The 1,575-nt window shown below is 45.0% G+C and carries 2 protein-coding genes; both read left to right on the forward strand.

The window, feature by feature from the left end; translation table 11 throughout:
• Positions 1-456 (forward strand): ATP-binding cassette domain-containing protein (locus R7070_RS24910; RefSeq protein ID WP_318141361.1); only part of this gene is annotated, 456 nt, incomplete at its 5' end.
• Positions 431-1,575: HlyD family type I secretion periplasmic adaptor subunit (locus R7070_RS24915; RefSeq protein WP_318141362.1), on the forward strand; the 1,145-nt coding region annotated here is incomplete at its 3' end. The genes R7070_RS24910 and R7070_RS24915, both read left to right, overlap by 26 nt.

Below are 1,575 nucleotides of genomic sequence, written 5' to 3' on the forward strand. Positions count from 1 at the left end.
GCGCGTTTTAAACAAGAAGATCCAGCGAAGGTGATCAAAGCTGCACAATTAGCGGGTTGTCACGAATTAATCCTCAAAAAGAACAAAGGTTACGACTTCATTATTGGCGAAAATGGTCGTGGACTGTCGGGTGGTGAACGACAAAGGATTGCGCTAGCAAGAGCTGTCTATGGTGATCCTTCTATCGTCGTCTTTGATGAAGCAAACGCCAATCTAGACGGAGAAGGTGAGGCTGCGTATCAGCGTCTTATCGCTCATCTAAAATCTCAGGGCTCGACCATTGTGGTTATCGCCCATAATCCAAGCACATTGAGGCAAATGGATCGATTGCTGTATTTAGCTGATGGCCGCGCCAAACTTTATGGTGCTCGAGATGAAGTGTTGAAGCGTTTAATGGGTGAGGACAGAACGGATATTCCAAGGGTGAAAAATGAGCAATCAGCAGCCAGTCGTTAACGAACTTCCTGCGGAGAAAGTGTACCGTTTCAGTTCAGATGCTAACTTGAGTTTCAAAAAGCCAATTTTGCTCGGAGTTGCAACGTTAAGCTTTTTCCTAGGCGGTTTAGGATATTGGGCGGCTACCGCAAAGTTAGAGAGTGCTGCTATCGCTTATGGAGATTTGTCTGTTCTAACCAAGCGGCAAGAGATACAGCATTTAGAAGGCGGTATCATTGAAAAACTATATGTTCAAGAGGGCGATTTGGTAAAGAAAGGCCAGCCGCTTGTTCAATTATCGCAACGTCAGCCAATGGCCAAGTTAGATGCAGTTAGTGGTCAGTACATTCACACGCTAGCGAAGGAAAACCGGCTGAGTGCCGAATTGGATGAATTAGCGGATATCTCGTGGTCTGGTGATCTAGAAGCGATTCCTCGTGTAAACATCGTAAAAGAAGCACAGTTAGTGCAAAACAAGATCTTTACTGCCAGAAAGCGTTTTTTTGAGAGCAAGCTTAGTATTATTGAACAAAGTATTTCTGGCGCGAGCTTAGAGCTCGAAAATCTTAAGCAAACCAAAGTCATCGAAAGAGAACGCCTCAACTTTATTGAAGAAGAAATTGCAAGTAACCAAGCTTTGGTCCAGAAGGGGTTTTCTGGCAAATCCACTTTGTTGCAACTCAAACGGCTTGCCGCAGAGGTTCGCAGTACTCTAAGTCAGCTTGATCGGCAATCTTTAACCGTCGGGAAAAGGTTAGACGAGAACCAAGCCAAGATAGAAGAGTTAAAGCTCGAAAGATTGAATGAAATCGTCGAAGAGTTGCGGAATACCAAAAAAGAAGTCGTTGCCATTCGTGAAGAGTATCGATCTGCTCAAGATGTGGTGGCTAGAACTTCAATTAATGCGCCAATCTCAGGCCGCGTGGTGAACATGCAAGTGTTCACTGAAAAGGGGGTTATTGGTTCAGGACAAACGTTGTTAGAGTTAGTGCCTCAAGATGATAAGTTGCTTGTTGAAGCAAGAGTCAATCCGCAAGACATTGACTTGATCAATCCTGGACAACAAGCGCATGTGCGATTAACCGCTCTGAATGCACGAACATTGGCTCCTCTCGATGGCACGGTGCTGACTGTTTCTGC

Source organism: Vibrio sp. 1557, assembly GCF_033340175.1.
GTDB classification, from domain to species: Bacteria; Pseudomonadota; Gammaproteobacteria; order Enterobacterales; family Vibrionaceae; genus Vibrio; species Vibrio alginolyticus.